Raw genomic sequence first — 14,565 nt, 5'->3', positions numbered from 1 at the left:
TAAGAAAGAGGGAGCAAAACGCCATGATCCTCGCCGTCGTCCAGGCCCGCATGGGCTCCAAGCGCCTGCCGGGTAAAGCCGTCGCCACCCTCCAGGGTCAGCCGATGATCCTGCGCCAGCTCGAGCGTCTGCGCGCCGCCCGCCGCCTCAACAAGATCATCGTCGCCACCAGCAGCGACGCCGCCGACGACGGCCTGGCCGGCTTGGTGGTGTCGCGCGGCTACGCCGTGCATCGCGGCTCGGGCAGCGACATCCTGGACCGCATCGCCCGCTGCGCCGAGGCCGCCGGTCCGGTCAGCCACATCGTGCGGATCAAGGGCGACGCGCCCTTCGTCGATCCGGGCGTGGTCGACGAGGCCGTGCGCCTGGCCCAGACGACGGGCGCGGCCTACACCTCCAACCGTGTGCAGCGCACCTATCCGGCCGGGCTGGAGGTCGAGGTGATCACGGTCGAGGCCTTGCGTGTCGCCGCCGCCGAGGTGCGCGACCCCCTGGCGATGATCTCGCCCACCGCCGCCATCCGCGAGCGGCCCGACCGCTTCCGCCAGGCGCACCTGAAAACCCACCGCGACTGGTCGCATTACGACTGGCGCGTGAAGACCCCGGCCGATCTCGCCTTCGCCCGGACGATATATGACGCACTGTATCTCGCAGACCCTGGGTTTTCGATGCACGACGTGCTGGACTTGGTGGAGAGCCACCAGGACCTGGGCCGCTTCGCCGCCTGACGGTGACGGGCTGAGGCGTTTGGTCGCCACGCCTTTTCGAACGTCGCAGCTACAGTCAGTCAGAAGATCAAAATGGGGAGAAACATGAAGAAGTTTGGCCTGGTCGTCGCGCTTTGCGCTGTGTTGCCGGTTTCCACCATGGTCGGCGTCGGCGCCGCTTCCGCGCAATCGGCCCTGGAAAAGGTGCTGGTCGGCAAGCTGCTCTACGACGTTGACGGCAAGAAGCTGGCCCCGATCTACAAGATCGAAGGCGGTTCCGCTCAGATCCTGCTGGAAGGCAAGTCGGTGACGGTGCCGATGTCGAGCCTGACCGAGGTGGACGGCAAGTTCACCACCAAGCTCTCCAAGCGCGAGCTGATGACGTCCTGATACGAGGTCGGGGACACACGCATGCGTGTGTCCCCAGCCGCGCTGAAACGGCCTCCGCCCCGGACAGGGACGGAGGCCGCTTCGTTTTCGGGCGCTACTTCCAGGCGCCGTAGGGATCGACCGAGGTCTTGCCCAGGGCCTGGGCGACCGCCGGGTGGGTCAGCTCGCCGGCCAGCACGTTGAGGCCCCGCGCCAGGTGGGCGTTGGTCTTCAGGGCGTCCAGGCCGTGATCGGCCAGGGCCAGGCCGAAGGGCAGGGTGGCGTTGCCCAGGGCCTCGGACGAGGTGCGCGGGGCGGCGCCCGGCATGTTGGCCACGCAGTAGTGCACCACGCCGTCCACCGTATAGGTCGGCTCGGCGTGGGTGGTCGGGTGGCTGGTCTCGAAACAGCCGCCCTGGTCGATCGAGACGTCGACCAGCACCGAGCCCGGCTTCATCTTCGACAGGTGCTCGCGCTTGACCAGCTTGGGGGCGGCGGCCCCGGCGGTCAGGACGGCGCCGATGATCACGTCGGCCTTGAGGATCTCCTCCTCGACGGCGGCGAAGGTGGAATAGCGGGTCAGGATGCGGCCCTGATAGAGGTCGTCCAGTTCGCGCATGCGGGGGATCGAGCGCTCCAGCACCACCACCTCGGCGCCCAGGCCCGCGGCCATGCGGGCGGCGTTGGAGCCGACCACGCCGCCGCCCAGCACCGCCACGCGGGCCGGGGGCACGCCGGGCACGCCGCAGAGCAGCAGGCCCATGCCGCCGTTGTGCTTGAGCAGGGTCTCGGCGGCGGAGAAGACAGCGATGCGTCCGGCCACTTCCGACATCGGGGCTAGCAGCGGCAGGCCGCCGCGCGCGTCGGTGACGGTCTCGTAGGCGATGGCCGCGCAGCCGGAGGCCAGCAGACCCTCGGTCTGGGCCGGATCGGGCGCCAGGTGGAGGTAGGTGAAGAGGATGTGGCGGGGCGTCAGGCGCTCCCATTCCACCTTCTGGGGTTCCTTGACCTTGATGATCAGCTCGGCGCCTTCGAACACCGCGTCGGCGTCGGGCGCGATGGTCGCCCCGGCCTTGACGTAGAGGTCGTCGCCATAGCCGGCGCCCAGGCCCGCGCCGGCCTGGACCAGGACGGAGTGACCGTGGCCGACATATTCGCGGACGGCGGTGGGGGTCAGGCCGACCCGATGCTCGCCCGGCTTGATCTCGGAAGGCACGCCAACACGCATGATCATCTCCTCCAAATGGTCTTTGAAGCTGGTTTACGCCTGAGCGAACGCAGGTTCCTGGGGGATTTCGTGCGGTCGCATTCGTGATATGCAGGAATCCATTGCGACGGAGCCTTTTCGGTGAAGAAACCTGCGGCCGACCTCGACGCCTTCGACCGCAAGCTGCTGCACCTGCTCCAGCGCAAGGGGCGGGCCAGCTATGTGGAAATGGCCGAGGCGGTTAATCTTTCCGAATCCGCCTGTCTGCGCCGGGTGAAGGCGCTGGAGGAGGCCGGGGTGATCGGGCGCTACGCCGCGGTGATCGACGAGCGGGCCGTGGGCCTGCCGCTCAGCGTCTTCGTCACCGTCACCCTGTCGTCCCAGGCCGAGGCGACGCTCAGCGCCTTCGAGAAGGCCATCGCCAACGTCCGCGAGGTGGCCGAGTGCTATCTGATGACCGGCGGCTCGGACTATCTGCTGCGGTTGGTGGTGCGCGACGTCGACGACCTGGAACGGGTGCACGCCCAGGGGCTGACGCGCATTCCCGGCGTGGTGCGGGTCTCCTCGTCCATCGCCATGCGCACCGTGGTCAAACGTGTCGAATTGCCGCTTTAGGCAGACCCCCGCCTTGGGTTGTGGTTAACCTTCCCCTGCCAGGAGTAGGCGAACTAGCCACTTTGCTCGTCGGGGGATGAGATGGTTTCGAGACGCATGCTGCTGGGCGCGCTGGCCGGTCTGGCCGCGCCCGCCCTGGCGTTCGCCGAGGGCGACGATCCGAGGCCCTCGGTTCTGACCCGCAAAGGCCGCCGCACCCGCCGGGCCCTGAAGACCCAGACCACCGACAAGGCCGCGCTCGACAAGGCCTTGGCGCAGGTCAAGCCGCTGGAGCCCGCCGAGCCGGTCGAGGCCGTGCATGTGGAGCCGCCGCGCGTCAGCCCGGACGAGGCTCTCGGCCGCCTCAAGCACGGCAACGACATCTTCGCCCGAGGCGGCGCCAGCATCGCCCTGCCGGGCGTGGCCCGCATGGCCGAGCTGGCCAAGGGCCAGGCGCCTTTCGCGGTGATCGTCGGCTGCAGCGACAGCCGGGTCGGGCCCGAGCTGATCTTCGACTGCAATCTGGGCGAACTGTTCGTGGTGCGCGTGGCCGGCTCGACCGTCAGCCAGGAGGGCCTGGGCTCGATCGTCTATGCGGTGGAGCACCTGAAGGCTCCGCTGGTGGTGGTGCTAGGCCACACCAAGTGCGGCGCCGTCGGCGCGGCGGTGGACGTGGCCACCAAGCACGCCGACCTTCACGGCGCGCTGCTGAACATGGTGCTGCCGATCATCCCGGCCGTACTGGAGGCCCAGGACAAGCACCCGACCGACCTGCAGGACGCGGCCATCCGCCAGAACGTCCGCGACACCGCCGCCCGCCTGAAGGTGGCCGACGGGGTGCTGGCCGAGAAGTTGGACCTGGGCCACCTGAAGATCGTCTCGGCCACCTACGACCTGGCCAGCGGCAAGGTGGCGTTCGACGCGTAGGGCGTGCGGCGCAAAGGTCTGTCATCCCGGACAAGGCCCGCAGGGCCACCGATCCGGGACCGACCTGGAGCTCTGAGTTCACGCGTCGGTCCCGGATCTTCGCGCTGCGCGCTCGTCCGGGATGACAGCCGTTTTTGGCTGCCCTCTCCCGCAAGGGGAGAGGGAAAAATATGAACGCGATCACCGAACTCTGCTCGTTGACCCTTTGCCCGGCTTAGGCTCAAGTCCCCCCAACACGCCAGAGTTGGGGGACGACCGATGTCGATGGACGAGACGCCGCCGGAAGGCGGTCGCGGGACCTTCGGCAGCCGCCTGGCCTCGGGCTGGCAAAGCTTCAAGACCAAGATCCCGCCCGGCCTGAAGTCGCCTTTGGCGGTCGTCGCCGTCGGCGCCCTGGTGGTCGGGTTCGGGGGCGGCTTCGCGGTCGGCAAGGTCTCCGACCTCGGCTGGTTCGGCGCCAAGTCGGCGGCCGTGGGCGAGGCGCCCAAGGGCCAGGCCTGGTCGCTGTTCGGCAAGCCGCGCGGCAAGTCCGCGCCGCGCCGAGGCATCCCCAAGCCCGAGGGCTTCGCCGTCTGGCAGAGCCGGATCGACAGCTCCGGCGCCGAGCCGATGGCCTGCGTGCGGATGAGCAAGCCGCTGGACCCGTCCAAGGCCTATGCCGACTTCGTGCTGATCTCGCCCGATCTGGGCCGCCAGCCGGCCGTGCGCGTGAAGGACGACGAGCTGTGCATCGGCGGCGTCGGCTTCGCCGACCATCGCGTCACCCTGCTCAAGGGCCTGCCGGGCAAGAACGGCGAGACCCTGGGCGCCAATGCCGACGTCGACTTCACCTTCGGCGAGAAGCCCCCGTATGTCGGCTTCGCCGGCGACGGCGTGATCCTGCCGCGCGAGGAGTCCGACGGCGTGGCGCTGGAGACCATGAACGTCTCCAAGCTGGCCATCGAGGTCTGGTGCGTGTCGGACCGCAACCTGGTGCGCAAGTCGATCAGCGCCCCCGATCCCACCGGCGAGGGCGACTATGCCAGCGACTATGGCGACGACAGCCCCGACGACGAGGGCCGCCAGGTCTGGAAGGGCGTGATCACCGTCGACGGTCCGGCCGGCCAGAAGGCGACCACCGTCTTCCCGCTGGGCGCGGTGCTGAAGGAAATGAAGCCGGGCGGCTATGTCATCAAGGCGCGCGACGCCTCGGGCGGCCGCGATCCGGACGGGGAGGGCGACCCCACCCCGGCCCAGGCCCGCCGCTGGATCATGTTCACCGACATGGCCCTGATCGGCTACGACGGCGCCGAGTCCCTGGACGTGGTGGTCCGCTCGCTGAAGACCGCCAAGACCGTGGCGGGCGTCAAGGTCGCCCTGGTGGCCAAGGACGGCGAGGATCTGGCCGTGGCCAAGAGCGACGCCGACGGCCGCGTGCGCTTCGCCCACACCCTGCTGGAAGGCGACGGCGCCTCTCGCGCCAAGATGGTCATGGCCTATGGCGAGCAGGGCGACCTGGCCGTGCTGGATCTGGACCGTTCGCCCGTGGACCTTTCCAAGCAGGGCGTCGGCGGCCGCACCGAGTCCGAGGGCGGCCGGGCGCTTTCCAGCGACATCGACGGCTATCTCTATGCCGACCGGGGCATCTACCGCCCCGGCGAGACCGTGCACCTGACCACCATGGTCCGCGACCGCCTGGCCAAGGCGGTCAGCGACCGCAAGGGCTACATCCTGGTCAAGCGGCCCTCGGGCGTGGAGTTCAAGCGCTACTACTTCAGCCAGGCAAACGCCGGCGCCGTGCTGTCCGACATCGCCCTGCCCCGCAGCGCCCCGCGCGGCCGCTGGACGGCGGTGCTGAAGATGGAAGGCAGCGACGCCGAGGCCGGCTCGTTCAGCTTCAGCGTCGAGGACTTCGCCCCGCAGCGCTTGGCGGTCACCGCCACGGGCCAGGAGTCCGTGCCGGTCGCGGCCGGCCAGGAGCGCAGGATCGACGTGTCGGCCCGCTTCCTCTACGGCGCGCCGGGCGCGGGCCTGCAGACGCAAGGGGAAGCGCGGCTGCGCACCGACACCGATCCCTTCCCGCAGTACAAGGGCTACGAATGGGGCGATGACCTCTCGCCCTTCGAGGAGAAGTTTGTCGAGCTGGGGACCACCGTCACCGACGGCGACGGCCACGCCCTCCTGAATCTCGCCACCACCGAAGCCGGCGACACCGCTCAGCCGCTGGTGGCGGCGGTGACGGCCTCGGTGTTCGAACCGGGCGGGCGTCCCGTGCGCGAGGGCCTGGAGCTGAAGGTGCGCGGCAAGCCCGTGTACTACGGCGTCAAGGTCGAGCAGGGCGACGCCGGGCGCGGCGATCCGCCGGTGAGTCTCGAGATGATCGCGGTCAACGCCGCCGGCGCGCGGATCGCCTCGACGGCGACCTACACCCTGATCAGCGAGAACTGGAACTACGACTGGTTCCAGCAGGACGGCCGCTGGCAATGGCGGCGCACCAGCCGCGACGCGGTGGTGGCCAAGGCCACGGTCAATATCGGCGCCGGCTCGCCCGCGCGCTTCAACCGGCGCCTCGGCTGGGGTGACTATCGCCTGGTGGTCGAGGGGCCGGACGGGTCCAAGACCGTCACCAAGTTCTCCTCCGGCTGGGGCTCGCCCGCCAAGGAAGGCGAGGCCCCCGACTTCGTGCGGGTCACTGCCGGGACCAAGGCCTACGCCCAGGGCGACACGGTGGAGATCACCCTGAAGTCGCCCTATGCCGGCCAGGCCCAGGTGGCCGTCGCCACCGACCGCCTGATCGACTTCAAGACCATGAGCGTCGGCGAGAACGGCACGACCGTGCGCCTGAAGACCTCGGCCGCCTGGGGCGGCGGGGCCTATGTGATGGTCACGGTGATCCAGCCGCGCGACCCGGTCAGCTCGCCCAAGCCCAAGCGGGCCCTGGGCCTGATCTACGTGCCGCTGGAGCCCAAGGGCCGCAAGCTGACGGTCGACATCGGCACGGCTGTGAAGATCGACAGCAAGGTCCCGGTCGAGGTGCCGATCAAGGTCAACGGCCTGGGCTTCGGACAGAAAGCCAAGGTGACCATCGCCGCCGTCGACGAAGGCATTCTGCGCCTGACCCGCCAGGACAGCCCCGATCCGGCCAAATGGTACTTCGGCAAGCGGGCCCTGACCCTGAACTATCGCGACGACTACGGCCGCCTGCTCGATCCGAACATGGGCGCGCCGGCCAACGTCAATTTCGGCGCCGACGAGCTGGGCGGCGAGGGGCTGACGGTGACGCCGATCAAGACCGTGGCCCTGTGGTCCGGCATCATCGAGACCGGCATGGACGGCAAGGCGGTGGTGAAACTGCCGGCCGCCGACTTCAACGGCGAGCTGCGAATCATGGCCGTGGCCTGGACCGACAACGCCGTCGGCTCGGGCTCCAAGCCCCTGACCGTGCGCCAGCCGGTGGTGGCCGATCTCAACCTGCCGCGCTTCCTGGCCCCGGGCGACAAGCCGATGGCGACGCTGGAGCTGCACAATGTCGAGGGCAAGGCGGGCGCCTACACTGTCGAGGCCTGGTCGACCAACGGCATCGCCGTGGCCTTCAAGAAGGTGATCACCCTGGTGCTCGGCCAGCGGATCGCCGAGAAGATCCCGTTCTTGGCGCCCAACGTCACCGGGATCGGCAAGATCGGCTTCAAGGTGGCCGGTCCGGGCTTCCAGACGTCGAAGGACTATCCGATCCAGACCCGCCTGGGCTGGGGCGACGTGGTGCGCACCACCACCGAGCTGCAGCAGCCGGGAGCCAGCTACACCCCCGACTACCACCTGCTGTCGGGCCTGGCGGCGGGCGACATCACCCTCCAGGTCAGCTACTCGCCGTTCAAGGGCTTCGACCCCTCGGCGATCGCCGTGGCCTTGCAGCGCTATCCCTACGGCTGCACCGAGCAGCTGGTCTCGACGGCCTATCCGCTGCTCTACGCCCAGAGCGTCTCCAGCGATCCCAAGCTGAAACGCAATCCGGCGATCCTGGCCGGGGCGGTGGGCAAGCTGCTGGACCGCCAGACCCTGGACGGCGCCTTCGGGCTCTGGCGCGTGGGCGACGGCGAGGCCGACGCCTGGCTGGGCGCCTACGCCACCGACTTCCTGGTCGAGGCCAAGGCCCAGGGCGTGGCCGTGCCGGACGAGGCGATGGACAAGGCCCTGAACGCCATGCGCCAGATCAGCCGTCCCGACGGCTGGAGCTCGGTCTCCTACCGCCTGGAATATCCGGAGTGGTGGGGCCGTTCGCCCGACGAGTCCAAGAAGGCCACCGAGCGCATGCGCCGCCGCGCTTCGGCCTACGCCCTCTATGTGATGGCCAAGGCCGGTCGCGGAGACCTGGCGCGGCTGCGCTGGTGGCACGACGTGCAGATGAAGGACGAGGACCAGCCCCTGGCCAAGGCCCAGGTGGCCGCCGGCCTGGCCCTGATGGGCGACCAGGCCCGGGCCCGCTCGGCCATGCGCCAGGCGGTCAAGTCGCTGGGCTGGCGCGACGAGGCCGACTGGTACCAGAGCCCGCTGCGCGACGTCGCCGCCGTCACGGCGCTCGCCGCCCAGGCCGGCCAGATGGACGTGGCCCGCCAGCTGCAGGGCCGTCTGGAAGGCGTCGTCCGCGATCCCGACAGCCTCAACACCCAGGAGCAGGCCCAGCTGCTGTTCGCGGCGTCGCAACTGCTGAAGGCCTCGGGCCCGATCACCATCGACGCCCAGGGCGTCAGCGCCCTGCCGCCGGCCGGGGGTACGCCGCGCTGGGCGGTGGGCAAGCTGGCCGACGCCCGCTTCGTCAACAAGGGCAAGGGCGCGATCTGGCGGACGGTCAGCGTGCGCGGCACGCCGGTCGCCGCCCCGGGGGCCGAGGCCAACGGTCTGTCGGTGTCCAAGCGCCTGTTCTCGATGAGCGGCGGGGCGGTCGATCCGGCCCAAATCCACCAGGGCGACCGGGTGATCGTGCTGGTCTCGGGTCGTTCGATGCAGGCCCGTTCGACCGCCCTGGTAGTCGACGACGCCCTGCCGGCCGGCTTCGAGATCGAGACCACACTGGGCGCCGACGACGCCCAGAACGGTCCGTTCAAGTTCCTGGGCGAGCTGACCAATCCCGACGTCCAGGAAAGCCGCGACGACCGCTACATCGCCGCCCTGGACCTGGAGGGCAACAAGCCCTTCGCCATGGCGTATGTGGCGCGGGCGGTGACGCCGGGCGAGTTCTTCCTGCCGGGGGCGACGGCCAAGGACATGTACCGGCCCAGCCTGAATGCGCGTTCGGACGCGGGGCGGATCAACGTGGCGCCGGGAGGTTAGGGATCGCGACTTGCCCCCACCTGACCGCTTCGCGGTCTGTCCGCCCCCATAGGGGGCGGAGCTCGCACGGCGCGGGTCTTCCCCCTATGGGGGAGGAGGGCCGAAGGCCCGGAGGGGGCAAGTAGGCTCGCCAAGACGTTTCCGATGTTCACCATCCCCCGCCTCACCCGCGTCCTGGTCGCCTTCCTCGCCGTCCAGGTCGTGCTCTTCGCCCTGAGCGCCGCCTTCCCGCCGGACATGGCCCGGGCCAAGCGCTCCTCGCCCGTGGTGCTGGACCATCGCGGCGCCTGGCTGCGCGCCCTGCCGGTCGAGGACGGCCGCTGGCGGGTGCGGGCCGATCTGGCGCGCACCGACCCGACCTTTCAGAAGCGCCTGATCGCGGTGGAGGACGCGCGGTTCTACGGTCATCTGGGCGTGGACCCCCTGGCCCTGGTCCGCGCGGTCGGCTCTGCGGTGGTCCATGGCCGCCCCACGTCCGGCGCCTCGACCCTGACTATGCAGACGGCGCGCCTGCTGGAGCCCCGGCCGCGCAACCTGGGCTCCAAGCTGATCGAGATGGTCCGCGCCGCCCAGCTGGAGGCGCGGCTGACCAAGCAGGAGACCCTCGCCCTCTACCTGACCCTGGCTCCCTATGGCGGCAACCTTGAGGGGGTGCGGGCCGCGAGCCTGGCCTATTTCGGCCATGAGCCCTCCAGCCTGACCGACGGCGAGCAGGCCCTGCTGATCGCCCTGCCGCAGTCGCCCGAGGCCCGCCGCCCGGACCGCCATCCCGAGGCCGCCCGCGCCGCCCGCCGCGCGGTGCTGGACAAGATGGTGCGCGCCCACGTCCTGACCGAGGCCGCCGCCTCCGAAGCCGAGGCCGAACCCTTGCCGAAGCGTGGCGCCTTCCCGGCCCTGGCCTGGCAGCTGGCGGGCGAGCTGGCCCTGGCCGCGCCGGCCAGCCAGCCCAGCGTGGTCTCGACCCTGGACGCCGGCCTCCAGACCCGGCTGGAGCCCATGGCCCGCGCCGTGGCCGTCGCGCAGGGGCCCGACGTCACCGCCGCCATACTGGTGGTGCGGATCAAGGACCGGTCGGTGCGCGCCCTGGTCGGCTCCGCGGGACGCGACCGGCCCGGCGGCTGGATCGACCTGACCCGCGCCATCCGCTCGCCCGGCTCGGCTCTCAAGCCCTTCATCTACGCCTTCGCCTTCGACGACGGGGCCCTGGCGCCCGACACCCAGATCGACGACGCGGCCACCCGCTTCGCCGATTACCAGCCCGAGAATTTCGACCACGTGTTCCACGACAAGGTCACTGCCCGCGAGGCCCTGGCCTATTCGCTGAACGTGCCGGCCGTGGCCACGCTGGAGAAGATCGGTCCCGACGCCTTCGCCGCCCGGATCGAGAGCGCGGGGGTGCGGCTCGTGCGACCCAAGACGGCGATCAAGGCCTCGGGCCTGGCCCTGGCCCTGGGCGGGGCGGGGATCACCCCGCGCGACATGGCCGTGCTCTACGCGGCGCTGGGCGACGGCGGCATGGCCAAGCCGCTGGCCTTCACGACCGACCAGGCCAGGGCCCGCGAGCGGCAGGGCGGAACCCGCATCGTCCGCCCCGAGGCCGCCGCCCAGGTGCTGGACATCCTGCGCGAGGCCCCCGCGCCGCGCGGTCGCGCCCCCTCGGCCCTGACCCTGGGCGGGCCGGCCATGGCCTTCAAGACCGGCACCTCGTACGGCTTTCGCGACGCGGTGGCGGCGGGGGTGGTGGGCGGCCACGTGATCATCGTCTGGACGGGCCGGGCCGATGGCGGGGCGCGCGGGGGCCTCACCGGGCGCGACGCGGCCCTGCCCCTGCTGTTCGACGTCGCCGACGTGATCGACGCCCCGGCCATCGCCCCGCGCCCCATCGCCCCCAAGGCCGCGCCCGGCGCCCTACAACGGCTGCAACAGGCCAGCGAAGGCCCTCGCCTGATCTTCCCGCCCGACGGGGCGACCGTGCAGGTCGACGACGTGGGGCCAAGGTCGCGCGGCCTGGTCATGGCGGCGGGCGGCGAGGGCCTGACCTGGTATGTGGCCGGCGCGCCGCTGGGCGCCGATCCGGTCAGCGGCAAGGTGATCTGGCGTCCGGCCGCGCCGGGCTTCTATCGGCTGAAGGTGGTCGATGGCCAGGGCCGCGCGGCCTCGGCGCGAGTGCGGATCAAGGCGCCGGCCGGCTAGAGGGGGCGGCTGAAAACGCGACCGAGCGAGGTGTTGCGGACCATCACGACGGTGGCCGCGAGCAGGAGGCCGCCGACCGTCACGGCCGTCAGCAGCATCGGGTCGGGCCGCCAGGCGTCCAGATGGCGGGCGGCCAGGTAGCCGGGGGCCAGCACCGAGATCACCCACAGCGGGGCCGAGGCGGTGTTGACGACGTGGAACAGCCAGTCGCGCATCCGGGTCATGCCCGCGGCCATCGGCACGAACGGGCGTAGCGGCCCCAGATAGCGGGCGACCAGCAGGGCCAGGACGCCGTAGCGGCGGGTGTAGAGCCGGGCGCGAGCCACCGTGCGGCGATGCTTGGCCACGGCCGGATGGCGCACGGCCCTCGTGCCGATCCGCCGGCCGATCAGATAGGAGATGGCGTCGCCCGCCGCCGCGCCCAGGCTGCACCAGACCACGACCTCGACCGGATGCAGCGAGCCCGTGGCGATCAGGGCGCCGGCGGTCAGCATCACGGCCATGATCGGGATCAGCACCCCGACCAGCATCAGCGCTTCCAAGAGGGTGACGACGGCCAGGATCACGCACACCAGCAGGCGGTGCTCGACAACGAGGTCATGCAGGGTCTGGAGGAAGGCGTCCATGGGCTCACCGTGCCGCAACAAGGTGACGAACTGGTGAGCGCGGCGGCGGATTTCAGCGGGCTGCGGCGATCAGGCGCGGCGGATAGGAGCCAGGGGCGGATCAGTCGATCCCTACCCTTTCAGCCGTCATTCCCGCCCTTGTGGCGGGAACCCCTGGTTCAGCTCGTACGTGAAGCGCCTTGGCGCGCTGGCGCGCCACACCTTCGCCCTTGCGGCGGACAGAGGGGTTCCCGCCACAAGGGCGGGAATGACGGGAGATTGTGGGGAGCGACGGGGCACACGAAGGATGCGGCGCGCCTACTCCAGCAACTCCGCCAGATCCTCCAGCAGCTCGCGCCGCCAGTCCTCCGACGGGCGGGCCGCCTTGACCAGGGCCAGGGCCTGTTCGACGTCGTCCTCGTCGGCGGCGTCGACCGTGTCGACGATCTCGAAGGCCTCGTGGGCGACCTCCCGGTTGCCGTCCACGACCAGGCTCGCCAACAGCGGCAGATGGGCCGAGCCGTCGTGGAAGCCCAGCACGTGGACCAGGGTCGCGCGGTGGTCGGCGAGGTCGGGGCGCTGGATCAGCCGCGCCAGCACCGGCGCCAGGCCCGGCGTGCGCGCTTCGCCCAGCTCCTGGGCCAAGGCGTCGCGTTCGGCGTGGTCCGTCAGGGTCTCCAGGCGGGCCAGGTCGGCGGGGGAGGCCACGGTCAGCGGCCCGTCGCCATGGCCGTCTGGTATTCCTCGAGGCTGGAGATCCCGACCTCCAGATCGGTGACCAGGCCGTTGGACAGCGAATAGACCCAGCCGTGCACCGACAGCGACTGGCCGCGCGCCCAGGCGTCCTGGACGAAGACGTCGGAGGCCACATTGCGCACCTGGCGGGCGACGTTCAGCTCGCACAGGCGGTTGAGCATGGCCTTCTCGTCGCCGATGGCTTCCAGCTCGTGCTTGTGTTCGGCATGGACCTCGCGGATCGGATGCAGCCAGTGGTCGACCAGGCCCCGGCGCTTGCCGTCGATGGCCGCCGCCACCCCGCCGCAGCCGTAGTGGCCCACCACCATCACATGCTTGACCTTCAGGACGTCGACCGCGAACTGCAGCACCGACAGGTAGTTAGCGTCCTGCGGCGGGGCGAGGTTGGCCACGTTGCGGTGGACGAACAGCTCGCCCGGGTCCAGGCCCACGATCTCGTTGGCCGGCACGCGGCTGTCGCTGCACCCGATCCACAGATATTCAGGGCTCTGCTGGCCCTCCAGCCGCTTGAAGAACTGGGGATCGGCCTCGGTCTTGCGGATGGACCAGGCCAGATTGTTGCTCTTCAGGTCTTCAAGCATGGATGGCGTCCGGTTGTTGATCGGGATGGGCGGCGGCGAAGGCCGGGTGGTCGGCGCACCGCGCGTCGACGGCGCGGATGGCGGGGAAGGGCGTCAGATCGGTCTTGAACCGCCGGGCGTTGTAGACCTGCGGGACCAGGCAGCAGTCGGCCAGGCCGGGCGTGTCGCCGAAGGCGAAGCCCTTGCCGTACTGGGCGATCATCGCCTCCAGGGCCGTGAAGCCGTCGGCGATCCAGCGGCCGATCCAGGCCTCGCGGGCCGCCTCGTTCAGGCCCAGGCCCGTCAAGGTCTTGAGGATGCGCAGGTTGTTGATCGGGTGGATGTCGCTGGCGACGATCTGGGCCATGGTCCGCACGGTGGCGCGGTCGAACGGATCGGCCGGCAGCAGGGGCGTGGCGGGATGGGTTTCGTCCAGCCACTCCAGGATGGCCAGACTCTGGGTCAGCACCCGGCCGTCGGCCTCCAGGGCCGGCAGCAGTTTCTGGGGGTTGAGGGCGGCGAAGGCCGGCTCCTGATGCTGGCCGCTGACCAGGTTCACCGGGGCGATGTCATAGGCCAGGCCCTTCAGGTTCAGGCCGATCCGCACCCGGTAGGCGGCGCTGGACCGCCAGGCGCTGTGGAGGACGAGGGTCATGCGCCTCAGACCACGGTGAAGGCGAGTTCGCCCACGCCCTCGACCCGTCCCAGGACCCGGTCGCCCCGGCCGATGGCGGCCACGCCCTCGGGGGTGCCGGTGAAGATCAGGTCGCCGGCCGCCAGGGTCCACAGCTTGGAGGCCTCGGCGATGATCTCGGGGATCGTCCAGATCATGTCGGCGATCTGGCCGTCCTGGCGCGGCTGGCCGCCGACGGTCAGGGTGATCGCGCCGTCCGGCCTGGCGCGCTCGGCCGGGACGATGGCCGAGATGGGGGCGCTGGCGTCGAAGCCCTTGGCCGCGTCCCACGGGTGGCTCTTGGCCTTGGCGGCGGCCTGGAGGTCGCGGCGGGTCAGGTCCACCCCGACCGCGTAGCCGAACACGTGGGAGAGGGCGTCCTCGACGGCGATGTTGGCGCCGCCGGACTTGAGGGCCACCACCAGCTCGATCTCGTGGTGCAGGTCGTGGGTGGCCACGGGGTAGGGGACCTGGTCGCCCGTCACCACGGCGTCGGCCGGCTTGGCGAAGAAGAACGGCGGGTCGCGGGTGTCGGCGCCCATCTCGCGGGCGTGGGCGGCGTAGTTTCGGCCCACGCACAGGATGCGGCGGACCGGAAAGACGGCGTCGGTTCCGTCGACCGGAACCGTGGACGGGGCGGGCGGGGGGAAGGCGAAGGTCGTCATGG

Annotated in this window: 12 protein-coding genes; 6 read left to right on the top strand and 6 right to left on the bottom strand. The window is 70.6% G+C overall.

From position 1 onward, the window contains the following. Positions 1–23 precede the first annotated feature (23 nt). Together AC07OA_RS21170 and AC07OA_RS21165 are read left to right on the top strand one after the other, a co-directional pair. A complete protein-coding gene (locus AC07OA_RS21170; protein ID WP_494665802.1) occupies positions 24–728 on the top strand; it encodes a glycosyltransferase family protein in 705 nt (234 codons plus the stop codon). A gap of 84 nt (positions 729–812) precedes the next feature. Further along, the gene (locus tag AC07OA_RS21165) at positions 813–1,097 is read left to right on the top strand and encodes a hypothetical protein (RefSeq protein ID WP_494665801.1); all 285 of its coding nucleotides are present in this window, start codon (positions 813–815) and stop codon (positions 1,095–1,097) included. Between the two features lie 94 nt (positions 1,098–1,191). On the opposite strand, the gene ald is transcribed toward AC07OA_RS21165, so the two are convergent. After that, positions 1,192–2,304: an alanine dehydrogenase gene (gene ald, locus AC07OA_RS21160; RefSeq protein ID WP_494665800.1), complete on the bottom strand. Its 1,113-nt coding sequence runs from the start codon at positions 2,302–2,304 to the stop codon at positions 1,192–1,194. Between the two features lie 120 nt (positions 2,305–2,424). On the opposite strand from ald, the gene AC07OA_RS21155 reads away from it, so the two are divergent. The 4 genes from AC07OA_RS21155 to pbpC all read left to right on the top strand — a co-directional run bounded on the left by AC07OA_RS21155 (position 2,425) and on the right by pbpC (position 11,304). Next, on the top strand, positions 2,425–2,898 hold the full coding sequence (locus AC07OA_RS21155) for an Lrp/AsnC family transcriptional regulator (protein ID WP_494665799.1): 474 nt from the start codon (positions 2,425–2,427) through the stop codon (positions 2,896–2,898). Between the two features lie 81 nt (positions 2,899–2,979). Beyond that, positions 2,980–3,804: a carbonic anhydrase gene (locus AC07OA_RS21150; protein WP_494665798.1), complete on the top strand. Its 825-nt coding sequence runs from the start codon at positions 2,980–2,982 to the stop codon at positions 3,802–3,804. 258 nt (positions 3,805–4,062) lie between these two features. Continuing rightward, entirely contained in the window at positions 4,063–9,111 is a 5,049-nt protein-coding gene (locus AC07OA_RS21145) for an alpha-2-macroglobulin family protein (protein ID WP_494665797.1), read from the top strand. A 144-nt stretch (positions 9,112–9,255) separates the two neighbouring features. Then, positions 9,256–11,304 carry a penicillin-binding protein 1C gene (gene pbpC, locus AC07OA_RS21140; protein ID WP_494665796.1) on the top strand — a complete coding sequence of 683 codons (2,049 nt, stop codon included), beginning with the start codon at positions 9,256–9,258 and terminating at the stop codon, positions 11,302–11,304. On the opposite strand, the gene AC07OA_RS21135 is transcribed toward pbpC, so the two are convergent. The 5 genes from AC07OA_RS21135 to AC07OA_RS21115 all read right to left on the bottom strand — a co-directional run bounded on the left by AC07OA_RS21135 (position 11,301) and on the right by AC07OA_RS21115 (position 14,563). After that, positions 11,301–11,930, bottom strand: coding sequence for a DedA family protein (locus tag AC07OA_RS21135; protein ID WP_494665795.1), 630 nt, complete (start codon positions 11,928–11,930; stop codon positions 11,301–11,303). The two genes, pbpC and AC07OA_RS21135, sit on opposite strands and share 4 nt — an antisense overlap. Positions 11,931–12,227: 297 nt before the next feature. Further along, the gene (locus AC07OA_RS21130; RefSeq protein ID WP_494665794.1) at positions 12,228–12,617 is read right to left on the bottom strand and encodes a HEAT repeat domain-containing protein; all 390 of its coding nucleotides are present in this window, start codon (positions 12,615–12,617) and stop codon (positions 12,228–12,230) included. 2 nt (positions 12,618–12,619) lie between these two features. Continuing rightward, the gene (locus AC07OA_RS21125; RefSeq protein ID WP_494665793.1) at positions 12,620–13,246 is read right to left on the bottom strand and encodes a carbonic anhydrase; all 627 of its coding nucleotides are present in this window, start codon (positions 13,244–13,246) and stop codon (positions 12,620–12,622) included. Then, on the bottom strand, positions 13,239–13,880 hold the full coding sequence (maiA, locus tag AC07OA_RS21120; RefSeq protein WP_494665792.1) for a maleylacetoacetate isomerase: 642 nt from the start codon (positions 13,878–13,880) through the stop codon (positions 13,239–13,241). The genes AC07OA_RS21125 and maiA overlap by 8 nt, the downstream gene beginning before the upstream one ends. A gap of 5 nt (positions 13,881–13,885) precedes the next feature. Beyond that, on the bottom strand, positions 13,886–14,563 hold the full coding sequence (locus AC07OA_RS21115) for a fumarylacetoacetate hydrolase family protein (protein WP_494665791.1): 678 nt from the start codon (positions 14,561–14,563) through the stop codon (positions 13,886–13,888). Positions 14,564–14,565: the final 2 nt, after the last annotated feature.

Source organism: Caulobacter sp. GW821-FHT09B08, from assembly GCF_059418225.1.
Note: the sequence above shows the minus strand (reverse complement) of the source record. Positions and strands in the feature narration are given on the sequence as shown.

What these genes read in the sequence shown, in the direction of transcription:
- AC07OA_RS21125 (WP_494665793.1), bottom strand. Translation starts at nt 13,246, where the DNA reads ATGCTTGAAGACCTGAAGAGCAACAATCTGGCCTGGTCCATCCGCAAG.
- AC07OA_RS21115 (WP_494665791.1), bottom strand. Translation starts at nt 14,563, where the DNA reads ATGACGACCTTCGCCTTCCCCCCGCCCGCCCCGTCCACGGTTCCGGTC.
- AC07OA_RS21170 (WP_494665802.1), top strand. Translation starts at nt 24, where the DNA reads ATGATCCTCGCCGTCGTCCAGGCCCGCATGGGCTCCAAGCGCCTGCCG.
- AC07OA_RS21150 (WP_494665798.1), top strand. Translation starts at nt 2,980, where the DNA reads ATGGTTTCGAGACGCATGCTGCTGGGCGCGCTGGCCGGTCTGGCCGCG.
- AC07OA_RS21145 (WP_494665797.1), top strand. Translation starts at nt 4,063, where the DNA reads ATGTCGATGGACGAGACGCCGCCGGAAGGCGGTCGCGGGACCTTCGGC.
- AC07OA_RS21135 (WP_494665795.1), bottom strand. Translation starts at nt 11,930, where the DNA reads ATGGACGCCTTCCTCCAGACCCTGCATGACCTCGTTGTCGAGCACCGC.
- AC07OA_RS21165 (WP_494665801.1), top strand. Translation starts at nt 813, where the DNA reads ATGAAGAAGTTTGGCCTGGTCGTCGCGCTTTGCGCTGTGTTGCCGGTT.
- pbpC (WP_494665796.1), top strand. Translation starts at nt 9,256, where the DNA reads ATGTTCACCATCCCCCGCCTCACCCGCGTCCTGGTCGCCTTCCTCGCC.
- maiA (WP_494665792.1), bottom strand. Translation starts at nt 13,880, where the DNA reads ATGACCCTCGTCCTCCACAGCGCCTGGCGGTCCAGCGCCGCCTACCGG.
- ald (WP_494665800.1), bottom strand. Translation starts at nt 2,304, where the DNA reads ATGCGTGTTGGCGTGCCTTCCGAGATCAAGCCGGGCGAGCATCGGGTC.